This is a genomic window from Prevotella sp. khp1 (assembly GCF_900102205.1).
In the GTDB taxonomy this organism is placed as follows: Bacteria; Bacteroidota; Bacteroidia; order Bacteroidales; family Bacteroidaceae; genus Prevotella; species Prevotella ruminicola.
Window position 1 is genome coordinate 1,164,801 of sequence record NZ_FNJZ01000001.1, and the last position, 16,079, is coordinate 1,180,879.

At 49.5% G+C, this 16,079-nt stretch carries 10 protein-coding genes; 8 read left to right on the plus strand and 2 right to left on the minus strand.

Annotation, left to right across the window (positions count from 1 at the left end; all coding sequences use genetic code 11):
* Positions 1 to 78 precede the first annotated feature (78 nt).
* Genes kdsA through BLR73_RS04925 form a run of 5 tightly spaced genes read left to right on the plus strand, consistent with a single transcriptional unit; the run spans position 79 to position 7,998 of the window.
* Positions 79 to 843 carry a 3-deoxy-8-phosphooctulonate synthase gene (gene kdsA, locus BLR73_RS04905; protein ID WP_028907204.1) on the plus strand — a complete coding sequence of 255 codons (765 nt, stop codon included), beginning with the start codon at positions 79 to 81 and terminating at the stop codon, positions 841 to 843.
* Between the two features lie 9 nt (positions 844 to 852).
* Positions 853 to 1,803 (plus strand): KpsF/GutQ family sugar-phosphate isomerase, encoded by a 951-nt coding sequence (locus tag BLR73_RS04910; protein WP_091859554.1) that lies wholly within the window; start codon positions 853 to 855, stop codon positions 1,801 to 1,803.
* Positions 1,804 to 1,825: 22 nt separating this feature from the next.
* The gene (locus tag BLR73_RS04915; RefSeq protein WP_143010883.1) at positions 1,826 to 5,605 is read left to right on the plus strand and encodes a two-component regulator propeller domain-containing protein; all 3,780 of its coding nucleotides are present in this window, start codon (positions 1,826 to 1,828) and stop codon (positions 5,603 to 5,605) included.
* Positions 5,602 to 6,837 carry a cardiolipin synthase gene (cls, locus tag BLR73_RS04920; RefSeq protein ID WP_091859562.1) on the plus strand — a complete coding sequence of 412 codons (1,236 nt, stop codon included), beginning with the start codon at positions 5,602 to 5,604 and terminating at the stop codon, positions 6,835 to 6,837. The genes BLR73_RS04915 and cls overlap by 4 nt, the downstream gene beginning before the upstream one ends.
* 6 nt (positions 6,838 to 6,843) lie before the next feature.
* Positions 6,844 to 7,998, plus strand: coding sequence for an acyltransferase family protein (locus BLR73_RS04925; RefSeq protein ID WP_091859566.1), 1,155 nt, complete (start codon positions 6,844 to 6,846; stop codon positions 7,996 to 7,998).
* Here BLR73_RS04925 and BLR73_RS04930 read toward each other — a convergent pair.
* Positions 7,943 to 10,132 (minus strand): tetratricopeptide repeat protein, encoded by a 2,190-nt coding sequence (locus tag BLR73_RS04930; RefSeq protein WP_139294731.1) that lies wholly within the window; start codon positions 10,130 to 10,132, stop codon positions 7,943 to 7,945. The two genes, BLR73_RS04925 and BLR73_RS04930, sit on opposite strands and share 56 nt — an antisense overlap.
* 3 nt (positions 10,133 to 10,135) lie before the next feature.
* The gene (locus tag BLR73_RS04935; protein WP_091859569.1) at positions 10,136 to 11,056 is read right to left on the minus strand and encodes an ABC transporter substrate-binding protein; all 921 of its coding nucleotides are present in this window, start codon (positions 11,054 to 11,056) and stop codon (positions 10,136 to 10,138) included.
* An 86-nt stretch (positions 11,057 to 11,142) separates the two neighbouring features.
* Here BLR73_RS04935 and radA point away from each other — a divergent pair, with 86 nt between their 5' ends.
* The 3 genes from radA (at position 11,143) to BLR73_RS04950 (ending at position 16,075) form a co-directional block, all read left to right on the plus strand.
* A complete protein-coding gene (gene radA, locus BLR73_RS04940; protein WP_091859572.1) occupies positions 11,143 to 12,543 on the plus strand; it encodes a DNA repair protein RadA in 1,401 nt (466 codons plus the stop codon).
* A gap of 159 nt (positions 12,544 to 12,702) precedes the next feature.
* The gene (gene pgk, locus BLR73_RS04945) at positions 12,703 to 13,974 is read left to right on the plus strand and encodes a phosphoglycerate kinase (RefSeq protein ID WP_091859578.1); all 1,272 of its coding nucleotides are present in this window, start codon (positions 12,703 to 12,705) and stop codon (positions 13,972 to 13,974) included.
* A gap of 169 nt (positions 13,975 to 14,143) precedes the next feature.
* Positions 14,144 to 16,075 carry a glycoside hydrolase family 97 protein gene (locus tag BLR73_RS04950; protein WP_091859584.1) on the plus strand — a complete coding sequence of 644 codons (1,932 nt, stop codon included), beginning with the start codon at positions 14,144 to 14,146 and terminating at the stop codon, positions 16,073 to 16,075.
* The last annotated feature ends 4 nt before the right edge of the window (positions 16,076 to 16,079 follow it).

Genomic DNA, 16,079 nt, shown 5'->3' on the forward strand with positions numbered 1-16,079 from the left:
TAATCCGTAGGCAAAACTAAAATTATTAATAAATAATTTGGCGGATTTAGAGAAAATGCGTATTTTTGCAGCATAATTATGAGCAAAATGACAACTATCATAGCAGGACCTTGCGTTATCGAGTCGGCTGAACTGCTCGACACGGTAGCGCAGGAATTGGTGAGTATCAATAAAACACATGGTACCGACATCATCTTCAAAGCCTCGTTCGACAAGGCTAACCGTACATCGATTACCTCATTCCGTGGCCCAGGCATCGACCGTGGACTGCAGATGCTGGCAGATATCAAGTCGAAGTACGGCTTGCGTATTCTGACTGATATTCACGAGAGCTGGCAGGCTAAGCCCGTTGGCGAGGTATGCGACGTGATTCAGATACCGGCTTTTCTGTGCCGACAGACCGATCTGATTGTTGCTGCAGCCAAGACAGGTGCTGTAGTAAACATCAAGAAAGCCCAGTTCCTTTCGGGTAAGGATATGGTTTACCCCGTAGGTAAAGCCAAGGATGCAGGTGCCAAGGAGGTTTGGTTGACAGAACGTGGCAACATGATGGGCTACAACAACCTGGTGGTTGACTTCCGTAACATCCCTGACATGCTGGAGATTGTACCAACGGTTATCATGGACTGTACACATAGTGTTCAGCGCCCAGGTGGCAGTGATGGTAAGACTGGTGGCGATCGCCGTTTCGTACCACAGATGGCATTGGCTGCCAAGGCCTTTGGTGCCACAGGTTACTTCTTCGAGGTACACCCCACTCCCGATCAAGGCCTCAGCGATGCAGCCAACATGTTAGAACTCGCCAACTTCGAGCCCCTGGTAAAGAAGCTGATTGAAGATTAAAGGATTAAAATGAAGACTACAAGAGATATCGCAATACAATGTATTAAGGACGAGTCGGAGGCAGTGCTGAGTCTGATTCCACAGCTGGACGAGAACTTCGACAAGGCTGTAGAGCTGATTCTGAACTGCAAAGGCAAGGTAATCGTAACAGGCGTGGGCAAGAGCGGCCATATCGGTGCCAAGATTGCAGCCACCCTGTCGAGCACAGGCACCCCATCGTTCTTTACAAACCCTCTGGATGTATTCCACGGCGACTTAGGTGTAATGACACAGGACGACGTGGTACTAGCCATATCAAACTCAGGTCAGACAGACGAACTGCTGCGTTTCATCCCCATGGTACTACATATGCAGATACCTATCATCGGCATGAGCGGCAACCCCAAATCGCTGTTGGCCAAATATTCTACCTATCACCTGAACGTGCAGGTTGAGAAAGAAGCTTGTCCACTGAATCTGGCTCCTACCAGCAGTACTACAGCACAGCTGACGATGGGCGATGCGCTGGCCATTGCCTTGATGGAAAAGCGTAACTTCCAGCCACGCGACTTTGCTCAGTTCCACCCTGGTGGCGAGCTTGGTAAGCGTTTGCTGACAACGGCTCAGGATGTGATGCGTACAGAGGACATGCCCGTATTGCCACCAGAGATGCATCTGGGCGAGGCCATCATCTTAGTGAGCAAGGCCAAGTTAGGTCTGGGTATCGCGATGGTGAACAACGAGATTGTTGGTCTGATTACCGATGGTGACATCCGTCGCGCTATGGAGAAATGGCAGGCCCAGTTCTTCGACCGTACCGTAAGCGACATTATGACACGTACACCAAAGATGGTAAAACCTGATACAAAGATAACAGAGATTCAACGAATCATGAACCAATACAAGGTACACTCAGTACTTGTTACCGATGGCGAAAACCACCTGCTAGGAGTGGTTGACCATTACTCGTGCATGATTTAGTGAAGAGTGAACAGTGAACGATATGAAGACTATAAAGAAAATACTAATCGCCTTAATGCTCATCATTCCACTAGGAGTGGTGGCTGCCTATCTGTTTAAAACACTGGAAGCCCGCGATGGACTGACATCCAGTCAGGTGAACTGCATATTAAAGGACTCTCGAGGTTACATGTGGTTTGGTACCCCAGCAGGCTTGTACCGCTTCGACGGATACACCTTCCGTAACTTCCAGAGCGACTCACAGAACGGTAGCTCGCTGAGCGATAGCTATATCAACTCTATCCAGGAAACACTCGATGGCAACCTGCTCATCGAAACAGCCTCGGGCTACTGCATCTACCACCCGCAGACAGAGAGCTTCGAGCGCGATATGAAGCAAGCCTTTGCACGCATGGGTATCGAGACCATCCCATCGGTGGTATATGTAGATAAGCACAAGAATCTTTGGGGAGCCATCCCTAACAAGGGTGTGGTTTGCTATAACCAGCAGCAGCAAACATTGCACGAGTTTGGTTATACCGACGATGCTAAAGGTGTGCCACAAGGCGTGGTTTGCTCAATCAGTGAATGTAAGGAAGGCGCCCTGATAGTTTACGACGATGGTAAGATAGCCTGCTGTGATGTGATGCACCAGCAGAGCACACTCTGGGTAAAAGAGGGAATACCTGCACTGAGAGATCATCGCACCAAATCGCTGCGTGCCTACGCCGACGTGAATGACAACATCTGGTTGTATGGACAAGGAACTCTGGTGATGTACGACAAGCAGAAGGACACTTGGGACTACACCATGGGCGAGAAGCTGGGTGTAACCGGTCTGGGTGTGGATCGTAACATCAACGGCATGGCCAGTAGCGCTGGTAGCATCTGGGTTGGTAGTGACCAGTTAGGACTGATTCGCTTTGACCCCAAGACCTTCGAGTATCAGGAGGTTCAGCCTAAGAACATCAACGAGCAGCAATGGGTAAAAGACCATACCAGCATCCAGAGTCTGTATATGGACGATACTGGTTTGCTATGGGTAGGAACCGAGAAATCGGGTGTGGCCTATACCGGTAAGTATATCTACCGCTTTGGTTCCGACCTGATGGGCGATGTAACCGCTATGGCACAACATCCCAATGGCACTATCTGGTACGGTACAAGCGACCGAGGTGTGATAGGTTTCGATGGCAAGTTGGCCAGTTTGAAGGTGTCGTGCATGAGCACCACCCCTGATGGAAGTATCTGGATTGGTTCGAAGCGTAATGGTCTGACACGAATCAAGGATGGCGTATCAACCATCTACTCGGTATCGAAGGACAGCGTTCGCACCATTATCGACGACCATATCAACGCCCTGACATGCGATAAGATTGGTAACCTGTGGATAGCCACCAACGGTGGTCTGCAGGTGTACAACCCACGTATGAACTCGTTCTCGAGCTACACACGCGAGAACGGCAAGTTGAGCACCAACAGCATTACCAGCTTGTTCTACAAGCAGGATGCCAATGCCAATAACCTGTTGGTAGGTACCAGCGAGGGACTGATTATCCTGAACCTCTCGACAACCGAGAAGAAGGTTCTGACAGGTAACAGCACCAACCTGAAGAGCTTTACCAACAACTACATTACACAGATATTCCAGGATTCGCGCGGACTGATTTGGGTTGGTACTCGCGAGGGACTGAACATACTGAACTTAGAGACCGACGAGCTCGACTATCTGACCGAGAAGCAGGGCTTGTGTAATAATAACATCTGCGGTATTGCCGAGGATAAGAACCACTGCATCTGGGTAACCACAAGCCGTGGTGTGAGCCGTATTGTGATACAGCGTAACCACGAGGACGGTGTGAACAACTACGGTCTGTACAACTACAGCACAGCCGATGGTTTGCAGAGCAACGAGTTTAATACCGGTGCTATCCTTACCAAACAGGATGGCGAAGTATTGCTGGGCGGACTGTATGGTGTGAACTGGGTACTGCACAGAGATGGTGCTGAGAAGGAGGACCTGCCACGTGTGATGCTCACCCAGCTGTTTATTGGCGAAGAAGAGATTATTACCGGTCATGAGTATCATGGCAAGGTAATACTTACTCAGGCTCTGAACGAAACCAGCCGTATCGATCTGGCTCACAACCAGAACACATTCAGCATCAAGTTTGCTGCTGGTAACTACAACCAGAGCGAGCGCCTGCAGTTTATGTACTGGATGGAAGGTCGAGACGAAGACTGGCATCATGGTGACGCGCTGTCGCATGGTGTAAACTTCAACAACCTGTCGGCAGGAAAGTACTATCTGCACGTAAAAGCCATCAACGCCGAGGGTGCAGTAAGTAACCAGGAGCGTGTGCTTGAAATCAACGTAGAGCGCCACTTCCTGCTGTCGTGGTGGATGATAACAGCCTATCTGATTGTGCTGGCAGTAATCATCTATTTCTGGCGCATAGGTATCAATCAGCTTAAAGCCATCAAGCACCGTAAGGAGGCTGTGATTAAGGAACTGCAGTTGCAGCGCGAGGAAATTAAGGCTGCGAGCGACGACTTGCGACAGCCTATGGCTCGTATGACATCTATCATCGGTAACCTGTCGGAGAAAGAGAAAACGCTTGAGGAGAAAGAGCAGCTGAATGCCCTACATTCACAGATGCTGCAGATTATCACACGTGTGGCTGATATGCAGATGAACCTGGAACACCCAGAGGAGCGCGCTAAGAATATGGTTCAGGACCGCCTGACCATCAACAGCAAGGGTGAGATTGAGTTGCCAGAGATTGCCAGCGACGTTCTGACATCAGAATCTACTCACTCACGTGCTGCTATCGACTCGCCTACCTCGAAGTTCACCGTTATCATGATTGATGACAACGAGGAGTTCCTGGAGTTTGCTGGTGCACGACTGAGATTTGTTTATAACTTCCACGTTTATAACGACATTGAGAAAGCAGCCGAGGATCTGGAGCAGATTAAGTGCGACCTGGTGGTTTGTAAGCAGGATATGTTTGGTATGACTGGTAGCGACCTGTGTAACCAGTTGAAGACCAACTACGCTACTCAGAACATGAAGTTTATCCTGATGACCGACACCGTGCTGACACCTCAGGATATGCGCTCGAAGAATATCACCCTGAGTGCCGATGACTATCTGGCCAAGCCATTCAACATGCAGGAGGCCACGATGCGATTCAATAAGGTACTGGGATTGGGTGCCGTACAGATGGACAGCAACCTGATTGAGGGTGCGGAGACACGCCGACTGGAAGGCCAGAGTAGCAGTATGACCACAGCTACTGAGACAATGGATGCTGGCGAGATAAGCGCCACTGCACTGGCCGAGGTTAGTGCCGACGACCCCATGAACAAGGTAGACACAGTGGTTAAGAACCCACGCAGTCAGGCAACAACCAGCAACCTGCCTGAGGGTATCAAGGGCATCGACGACGAAGAGGAAGGTGGCGGTAACGACTTCTCGATGATGGACGCTATGGACCTTCAGCTGCTGAAGAACATCGAGCAATACGTATTACAGAATATGAGCCGCGGACAGATTAGTCTGGAAGAGATGGCCAATGCCATGGGAATGGGACGTGTACCTTTCTTCCATCGTGTACGCAGCCTTACAAGCAAAACACCAGCAGAACTCGTGAGAGACATGCGACTGAAACACGCCTGCATTCTGCTTAAGCGCACTAATATTAACATGAGTGAGTTGGCGTCGAACATTGGATTTATGACTGCCGAGAACTTCATCAATATCTTCAAGGAAAAGTTCGGCATGACGCCACTCGAATACAGATTGAAACATCGTAAATGATATCAAGTAAACTACATCAGACAGGAATAGCCACTATGCTATTCCTGCTGATTTCTCTGATTGGAAAAGCTCAGACAAGCGACTCGCTGATAGTGAGCCAAATGAAAACTGTTGGTATTAACTTCTACCCACATAACGAGGTACAACTGATTATGTCGGGTAAGGATAAGTTCGACCTTTTGTTCAAGGATATCCGACAGGCCAAGAGCAGTGTACACCTTGAGTATTTTAATTTTCGTAACGACTCGATAGCCTCGCTGCTGTTCGACATACTGCGTGAGAAGCGCAAGCAGGGTGTTGAGGTACGTGCGCTGTTCGACGGGTTTGGTAACGACTCGAACAACCAGCCACTGAAGAAACATCACATCAAGAGTCTGCGTGCCGACAGCATCGACATCCACGAGTACGACCCCGTGCGTTTTCCCTGGGTAAACCACATCTGGCCTCGCGATCATCGTAAGATAGTAGTGATCGACGGTCATATTGCCTATACAGGCGGTATGAACGTGGCCGATTACTATATTGTTGGCACCAAGCAGGTGGGCGAATGGCGCGATATGCATTGTCGCATTGAGGGACCTGTAGTTAACGAGCTGCAGGATATCTTTGCCCGTATCTGGCAGAAGGTAACCAAGGAGCAGTTGAACGATCCTAAATACTATCAGGGTCAGGACAAAGGCGACAAGATGGTTGGTATCGCTAATCGCGAGCCAAACAAAACCAATAAGATCATGCGCCAGTTCTACATCTCGGCGCTCGACGATGCACAGGATTCCATCCAGATTATCAACCCCTACTTTACACTCACACCATCTGTGAAAAAGGCTATTCACCGTGCCATCAAGCGTGGGGTAAAGGTCGACATCCTAGTATCGGCCAAGAGCGATATCCCATTAACGCCCGATGCTGTATTCTATAACGTTCACAAGCTGATGAAGAAGGGGGCCAACATCTGGCTGTATCAGCCTGGATTCCACCACTCAAAGATTATGATGGTGGATGGCCGGTTCTGCACCGTGGGCAGTACCAACCTGGATGCACGCAGTTTGCGATACGACTACGAGGTGAATGCGCTGATTATTAACAAGCAGGTTACCAAGGAACTGCAGGATATGTTTATACGCGACACCAAGAAAAGCGTGCTGTTAACGCCCGACGAGTGGAACAAGTTCCGTACAGGCTGGCAGAAATTCCGTGGCTGGTTTGCCCAATTATTTACCCCATTTATGTAAGCACTCATGAACAGAAACACCGTCATATCTATTGCAAAGGGTTTAGCCATCATCCTGATGGTAATCGCTCATGCCGAGGCTCCAGGCTGGCTGTGCCGATTCATTTTCGAGTTTCACATGCCACTATTCTTTATCACCGCAGGCTACTTCTTCTCGTTGAAGTACCTGAACGATGAAGCCACGTTTGTAAAAAAGCGCGTAAAGGGCCTTTATATCCCCTTTGTTAAGTGGAGCGTGTTCTTCCTGCTTATACATAATCTGATGTTCAAGATTGGTATCCTGAACGAGATGTATGGCAACGAGATGGGCGGTGTTACCCACCCTTACAGCTGGCACCAGATGCAGCAGAACCTATGGACTATCTTTACCTCGATGGCAGGATACGATGCATTCCTATGTGGTGCGTTCTGGTTCTTCCGTGGGTTGTTCGTGGCCAGCATCTTATACCTTATTATATATAAGGTGCTCGACAGCACGGTATCATCCGTACGTTACAAGAAAGCCATCCCCTACCTCATCTGCGTCATCATGCTGCTGCTGTGCGGATGGAAAACCTACGAGGGACTGAGGGTGCTGACACTGATACAGGGCGGTTATCGCGATATGATGGGCTGCTTCTTCTTTGGTTGCGGTTTTATTTTCCGACAGTATGCCGAGAGCTATCAGTCAGCTATCAAGCGCTACTACGCCATCTTCTGGACCACCATTGTGTTCGGTGTAGTTGTGTATCTGTTCTCGCACTACCTAACAGCCAACATGAACTGGCGCTCTACCTATACCCAGTTCCTGTCGCTGCCTGTACCAGCCATTCTGGGATTCCTGATGATGTACAACATCAGTATGCTGCTTGACAAGAAAGATAACTGGCTGAAACGATTCCTGGTATATACGGGCGACCACACGCTGAATATCTTTATCTTCCACATTGTAGCCTACAAGGTGGTTAGCTTGATAAAGATATGGTACTACAGCTTGGATATCCGTCAGATAGGTTGCCATATGGTGATACACCACAACTCGCAGCACGACGCGTTCTGGGTGCTCTACACCATTGCAGGTGTAGGCTTACCATTATTGGGTACGTGGCTATCTGAAAAGTGGAAGATTAAGCGTTGTAAACGTCAACCCAGTCGATCATCATCTGAATCTCACGATCAGTAATGCCCTTCATCTCCAACAGGTCACTTTCTTTGTAAATGATGCTGTGAAGAGTCGCCCAACGCTCGTCCTTGGGCTTGGCATTTGTAACGTATGAACGGAAACAGTTGGCAGCATCGTCGATCTTACCTGTAAACCACAGATAGAAACCATAGTTAATGCTGTCGCTATCCTCAGGGTTCTCTTGTGCCAACAGCTGATCGTACAGGCGACCTGCCTGTTCGTACTTGCCATCGCCGGTAAGCGCCCAAGCCAACACACGCACCACATGCAGGTTATCGGCATCCTCGAAGTTCAGGCGGAACAGAATTTGTTCGGCCTCTTCAAAACGACACAGATTGGTAAGACAGATGGCCTTGTTTAGCTGATACGATTTCTTATCGGCATTCATCTCCAGCAGCTGGTTATAGGCATCGAGTGCTTTCTCGTAATCCATATGTTTAAACCAGATACGGGCCAAGCCTAATAAGGCACGTTCGCTCTGAGGATTCAGCTCAAGCGCCTTACGATAGCTATCCTCTACATTATCACCCAAATAGCCCTTCAGCATATAGTAATCGTAGTCGTGATACTTCTCCTCAAACCAGTTTGCTAACAAGTCCTTGGCATAATTCTTCTGGTTACGTTTAATCAGAAAAGCTACAACTTCCTTAAAATGAGCCTGTATATCGGTATTATCAAATGCGGTTCGGGTAATGAACATGCTCTGGAACGAATCCTTCTCGAACACGTTCTTAAACTCGTTGCGGAGCGGATTAAGACGGAAGAAACGGAACATGTCCTGCAGATAGATACGACGGATATAAGCAGGTGTACTCATTTCCTCGGTTCCTAACTTCTGATACATCACGGCCTCGCCACGATCCAGCATCTGACGTACATTTTCGGGAATACCATTCAGCACAGTCTCGAAGGCCAGCAAGAACGAATACTTATCGCTATTGCAGAACGGGCCAAACTCAAGAATGCTCGACAAGAACTTAACGTTGCCATACTTATCCCATGTGTGTGCTACACCTGGATGATCGGTAAAGAACGGTGTGAACCAGTTAGAAATCTCGTTAAAGAACGGATATCGCTTCATCTGCGAAAAACCTCCAAAGTACACATCGCTACCCTGTTTCTGCATGTCGATCATACGGTGGAAAGTGTTCTCAAGTTTTTCAAACTCCTGCTCTTCGGCATCAGGATGCAGAATATCATTCAGGATATTCTCTTCGTCCTGTTCCTGCTCGTCTCTATGCTGCATCTTCTGCTGATTCTTAAGCAGCTCGGGCATAATTTCCTTCTCGATGGTGTTACGATCCTCATCAGCACTCAGACAATAGAAGAACTGCTCCTGCAGCTCAATCAGCTCCTTCATGCAGTTGGGGTTCTGTACGGTTTGCTCAACCAGTGTTCGCATCTCAGGGAAGAGGAATTCCTCTAACTCGTTATCGAGCGAGAACACCCAACCAAACAAGGCTCGCTGGCGCACATATTCATCGGTCGACTGCTGGTACACATGAATAAGCGTACGGAACTTAACCATATCGTAGCAGTTCATGGATGCTAACGTGATAGCACTTACAATGAGCTGCTGGTCGGCAGAATCAACGGTGGGCGACAACAGCAGTTGTTCGATAGACTCACCCTGTCCGTCGGTCCATAAGTCGGCAGTCAGAATGTGGGCAAAAAGCTCGGTCATCAGCTGTGTATGCTGCTGGTGCAGCGCTTTGCGGCGCTCCTTAACGGTGTGCTGAGGTTCCAGTTCCAGCAAGGCGATATCAGACACGAACTTCTCTAACTGTTCGCGAACCACCTGTACCGACCAGTCGCGCGGACTCAGATGCGCCTTCATAAAGAGCGATGCCATCAGGGGCGATTGCAGCACGCGGGCATTAGTCATCACATTGGCATAAAGCACATACATACGGTGCAGCAGCTTATGGTAAAGCTGTGGAAGTTCCGGGTCTTTGTATCCTTTGCGCCAATAGTCGATCATCATCTGATAATCGGTTTTGATGGCAAACAATCGGTCGGAATTTATCTGGTGCGGATGGGCAGCCAGATAATTCTCCATATCCTTGATAGCGCACATCAGGTCTTTTCCCTCGAGTGCACCCAATACGTTATTTAAAGTATCGTCTCTAAACATGTGTTACTTCTTCTTTTTTTCAAGCCAGTTCTTAGCGCGGTCAATGTCTTTCTGTCGTGCTGCCTGATAGGTAAACTTCAGCGAATCGGGCAAGGCACTGATGGCCTGAGGTGTTAAGCCGTAGTACTTTTTCAGTATCTCCTTGTAGTGGGTAACACCAAAGCGGTTAATCGAGTCGCAAGCCTGCTTGTAACCCTTCATAAACACCTCCATCTGATGCAGGCGGGTCTTATCGTCCATATTCTTGGTGCGGAATACAAGGGCACCCATCTGCATATCCTCCTTACGGGTGTCGAGCAGCACGTGGTGCTTCTTCAGCAAGGCCTGACTGGCCTGTGGCTCTGTAAGCAGCATGGCATCCATCTCGTTGTTCTCAAGCATTTTCAGACGGATGTTCACATCGTTAATCTGTATGCGGAACACGCGCTCTGGAGCCAGCTTGGCACTATCCACAGCTATGTCGCCCAGCATGTCGGTAACCGAGTAGCGGGTCATGGCCAGCATCTTATCGTCGAGATGCTTAAAGTTAGTGATACGCAACTGGCGCTGACTCAGCATCAGCCAATAGGCATTGGTAGCAGCGGCATATCGCAGGGGTGTGCCCTCCTTTATCATCTTCTCGGCACGCACCAAGTCGGTAATGGCACCTTCGGCACGACCACGAATCAGGGCTGTATCAATATCCATCTGGGCGGTATATCGTTTCAGGCGGATGTCAACGGCTGTATCAAACATCTGGCGCTCCTTGGCCACAAACACAGGCAGACAATCCAATGTGGGCATAACGGCAATCTTGAGTGCAGCCGAATCCTCACGCCACAACTTCAAACGCTGCTCACGCGAGAGGCGTTTGGTTTCTTCGTACGACTGCCCGCAAGCAGCGAGCATTACGAGAGCTATGAATGCTAAAACTAATTTCTTCATAATCGAGTGCAAAGGTACAATTTTTTTTTTAATTTTCAATTTTCAATTATCAATTTTAAATTATTATTATTACCTTTGCACACAATATGGCAAAAGATAAGATAGCATACGTTTGTTCCAACTGCGGACAGGAATCGCCTAAGTGGATTGGCAAGTGCCCTGCCTGCGGACAATGGAACACGTTTAAGGAGATAAAAGTAGCTCCCAGTTCAACCCCTAAAACGGCTGCAGCAAGGGGCGGTTTAAGCGCGGGCACATCAGCCCAGTCGTCGGCTTTGCATGCAGGTAAGGTGCTGCGATTGCGCGACATCAGCTCGAAGGACGACCCACGTATCGACATGCACGATGCCGAACTGAACCGTGTACTGGGTGGCGGATTGGTGCCTGGCAGTATCGTGCTGCTGGGTGGCGAGCCTGGTATCGGCAAATCAACCCTTTCGCTACAAACGATGCTGAACATGCCCGAGAAGAAGATTCTATACGTGAGCGGTGAGGAAAGCGCCCATCAGCTAAAGATGCGTGCAGAACGACTGGGTGGCGAAAACGAGAACTTCCTGCTACTTACAGAGAACTCGCTCGAAACTATCTTCGACCATATTAAAGAGGTACAACCCGAACTGATTGTGATCGACTCGATACAAACCATTTCTACCGAGGATGTTGAGTCGAGTGCAGGCTCTATCGCACAGGTGCGCGAGTGCGCTTCAGCCCTACTCCGTTTTGCCAAAACCAGCGGTGTGCCCGTAATCCTGATTGGTCACATCACCAAAGAGGGCACCTTGGCAGGTCCTAAAATTCTCGAGCATATTGTGGATACAGTTATCCAGTTCGAAGGCGACCAGCACTATATGTACCGCATTCTGCGCAGCATCAAGAACCGCTTTGGTTCTACAGCCGAACTGGGCATCTACGAGATGCTGCAGAACGGTTTGCGACAGGTATCGAACCCATCCGAACTGCTGCTCACACAGGATCGCGACGGCCTTTCGGGCATCGCCATCACATCGGCCATCGAGGGTATTCGTCCGTTCTTAGTCGAGACGCAGGCCCTTGTTTCAACAGCCGCCTACGGCACCCCTCAGCGTTCGGCCACAGGCTTTGATCAGCGCCGACTGAACATGCTACTGGCTGTGCTTGAAAAGCGCGTGGGCTTTAAGCTGGCACAGAAGGATGTGTTTGTGAATATTGCAGGCGGACTTCGTGTTACCGACTTGGCGATGGACCTGAGTGTGATTGCGGCTGTGCTCTCATCTAATGTTGATACACCTATCGAGTCAGGTTGGTGCATGGCAGGCGAGGTTGGACTGAGTGGCGAGGTGCGCCCTGTCAACCGTATCGAGCAGCGAATTGCCGAGGCCGAGAAGCTCGGATTTACCGATATGATTATCCCCAAATACAACCTTCAGGGCTTCGATAAGAATAAATATTCAATCCATTTGCACCCTGTAAGAAAGGTGGAAGAAGCCCTACGTGCAATCTTCGGATAACAATTTGCTATACTTTTGAACATTTTGCTTACATAATTGATAGTTGAGCGCAAAAAAGAATTAAATAATCAATGTTCAATGTTCAATGTTCAATGTTTTTTAGTAACTTTGCAGTCGCATTTTAAAATGAAATTTTTCACATTATTAAATATTTAAATTATGACTATCAACGAATTCAACTTTGCCGGTAAGAAGGCAATCGTACGTGTAGACTTCAACGTACCCCTCGATGAGAATGGTAAGATCACAGACGACACCCGTATCCGTGGTGCCCTGCCTACCCTGAAGAAGATTCTGGCTGATGGTGGTGCTACTATCATTATGAGCCACATGGGTAAGCCCAAAGGTAAGGTAGATGCTAAGAAGTCACTCGGTCAGATCCGCGAGGCTGTTGAGAAGGCTCTGGGTGTTCCCGTTGCTTTCGCTCCCGACTGCGCTAAGGCTGCTGATGCTGCTAAGGCTCTGAAGATGGGTGAGGCTCTGCTGCTCGAGAACCTTCGTTTCTATCCAGAGGAAGAGGGTAAGCCAGTAGGTATCGACAAGGCTGATCCTGCATACGACGAGGCTAAGAAGGCTATGAAGGCCAGCCAGAAGGAGTTTGCTAAGACTCTCGCTTCTTACGCTGACTGCTACGTAATGGATGCCTTCGGTACAGCTCACCGCAAGCACGCTTCTACTGCTGTTATCGCCGATTACTTCGACGCTGACAACAAGATGCTGGGTCTGCTGATGGAGAAGGAGGTTCAGGCTGTTGATGCCGTTCTCTCTAACATCAAGCGTCCTTTCGTTGCCATCATGGGTGGTTCTAAGGTATCTTCTAAGATCGGTATCATCGAGAACCTGCTCGGTAAGGTTGATAAGCTCATCCTCTGCGGTGGTATGACATACACCTTCGCTAAGGCTCACAACGGTGAGATTGGTGATTCAATCGTTGAGCTCGACAAGCTGGATGTAGCTCTGGGTGTTGAGGAGCTGGCTAAGAAGAACGGTGTAGAGCTCGTTCTGGGTTCTGACTGCACCGCTACTAACGGTCTCGACTTCGGCACTATGAGTGTTAAGGAGGGTGCACAGATCATCACCTGCCCTGCCAACAAGGTTCCTGCCGGTTTCGAGGGTGTTGACGCTGGTCCTGAGAGCCAGAAGGCATTTGCCGAGGCTATCAAGGGTGCTAAGACCATCCTGTGGAACGGTCCTGCTGGTGTATTCGAGTGCGACGCTTTCACCGCTGGTTCACGTGCCATCGGCGACGCTATCGCCGAGGCTACTAAGAACGGTGCATTCTCACTGATTGGTGGTGGCGACTCTGTAGCTTGTGTAAACAAGTTCGGACTTGCTGATCAGGTATCTTACATCTCAACTGGTGGTGGTGCTCTGCTCGAGGCCATCGAGGGTAAGGTTCTCCCTGGCGTAGCTGCTATCAAGGGTGAGTAAAAATCAGACACGATTCGATTTTTAAATACAATCAATGGCCGTTCTGCTTAACAGCAGGCGGCCATTATGCTTTTAACATGCCTTGGTCGGCACAAGTCAAGAAAATCACCAACACCGAAATGATATGGTATGGACCCCTCACTGGCAAAACTATCAAACTAAAAAGACAATGAATAAAAGATTTTTAATTATTACTATCCTTGCGGCAGGACTGACCAACACCAGCTGGGCCGACAAACAAGAGAAGCTTGCATCGCCTAACGGCAAAATCGTAGCCAACATCAATATTGGCAAAGAGTTAACTTACAGCGCCTCGTTCAACGGCGAACAGATTCTGAAAGATTGCCCCCTTAGCTTGCAAGTTGGACAGGAATTATTGGGTGTAAACCCAAAGTTAAGCAACACAAAACGTACTAAGATTGATGAGCAGATACGACCTGTAGTGCCTTTAAAACAGGCCGTAGTGCCCAACAAGGCAAATGCCTTAACGCTCAACTTCAAGGGCTACAGCGTAGAGTTCAGAGCCTACGACAATGGTGTGGCCTATCGCTTTATTATAAATAAGAAAGGTGTTGTAGATATCGTAAACGAAGGTATCAACTACCATCTGCCCACAGCCTTCGAGGCTCACATCTCGAAGACGCGCAGCTTCAACACCTCGTACGAGCAGCCTTACACGCACATCAGCACAGCTCAGTATAAGGCCGACGACGAGATAACCTATCTGCCTGTACTGCTCGAAAGTCCCAAAGGCACCAAGGTGCTCATCTCCGAGAGCGATGTGCGCGACTATCCCCACACCTTCCTTAAAAGCACAGGCGCCAATGGTTTTACAGCCGTTCATCCCAAATCGCCCGAAACGTGGAAGCCACGTGGCGACCGAGGTTGGACCATCACCAAAGAGCGCAACTGCATTGCCCGTACCAGCGGACAGCGCACCCTACCCTGGCGTTTTGCCGTTATCGGCAGCGATGCCACGATAGCTGCCAACCAGATGGAACTGGTGCTGGGCGGCAAGTGCGAACTGCAGGATGTGTCGTGGATTAAGCCCGGACAGGTTAACTGGGACTGGTGGAACCACTGGACCATCTGGGATGTGGATTTCGAGACAGGCATCAACAACGATACCTACAAGTACATCATCGATACAGCCTCAAAGTTTGGCGTAGAGTATGTGCTACTCGACGAAGGTTGGAACAAACGCGTAGAAGACCCCTTTACCTACAGCGACAATATCGATGTAAAGGAGCTGGTAGAGTATGGTGCCCAGAAACATGTCGGCATCATTCTCTGGCTATCATGGCTCACCGTTGAGCAGCATCCCGACCTTATTAAGCATTACGCCGATATGGGTGTGAAGGGACTGAAGATCGACTTTATGGACCACAGCGACCAGTGGATGGTGAACTTCTACGAGCGAACAGCCCGCGAGTGTGCCAAGCACAAGTTGCTGGTGGATTTCCACGGTTCGTTCAAGCCATCCGGCCTGGAACAGCGCCTGCCCAACCTGATTTCGTACGAAGGTGTGCGTGGCTTGGAACAAGGCGGAGGTTGCCGACCTGAGAACAGCATCTGGCTGCCGTTTATGCGTAATGCCGTTGGTGCGATGGACTTTACGCCAGGCTCAATGCAGAACGCTCAGCCCGAGGATAATCACGGCACAGGCTCGTTACCGATGGGAGGAGGAACACGTGCCTATCAGATGGCACTCTACGTATGCTTTGAGAGCGGACTGCAGATGCTGGCCGACAGTCCTACCCGCTATCTGCGCGAAGAGGCGTGCACCCGATTCATAGCCTCGGTACCCACCACATGGGACGAAACCCGCGTATTGGCTGCCAAGGCAGGTGATTACTACGTAGTAGCCAAGCGCAAAGGTGCAAAATGGTTTGTAGGAGCCATCACAGGCAGCAAGCCTCAGGACATCACCATCAGTCTCGACTTCCTGACTCGTCCTGCCATGCTCACCTCCTTCCGCGACGGACGCAACGCCCATCGCATCGCCGTAGATTACAAAAAGGAGACTCAGGAGGTGAATCCTGCCACCACGCTCACCCTCCATCTGGCACGCAACGGCGGCTGGTGCGGCTCGATAGAATAGCACT